General features: G+C 71.4%; 1 pseudogene. It reads left to right on the top strand.

Features of this window, described 5'->3' with window-relative positions:
* Positions 1-252, top strand: a pseudogene (locus ACQG3P_RS20920) (penicillin-binding protein 1B); the annotation flags it as partial.

The raw sequence follows: 252 nt of genomic DNA, 5'->3' as shown, positions 1-252 counted from the left end.
GTGCTGGCCGGGTTGAAGGCCGAGAGCAATCCGTCGGTGTTCCTGGGCGCGACCGACCAGAGCCCCGAAGCGATGGCGCAGCTTTCCCAGTTCCTGGCGTCCGGTGGCGAGATCCAGCCGCTGCACGCCGGGGGCGGCGTGCGCGATCCGCAGGGCCAGCTGCTCCAGCGCTATGACAAGACCCCCGCGCCGGCCCAGGGAGGCGGCGCCATCGCCGCCCACCAGATAAGCATCGGCCTGCAGCAGGTGGTG

This window comes from Stenotrophomonas sp. SrG, assembly GCF_050031795.1.
GTDB lineage: Bacteria > Pseudomonadota > Gammaproteobacteria > Xanthomonadales > Xanthomonadaceae > Stenotrophomonas > Stenotrophomonas rhizophila_A.
Note: the sequence above shows the minus strand (reverse complement) of the source record. Positions and strands in the feature narration are given on the sequence as shown.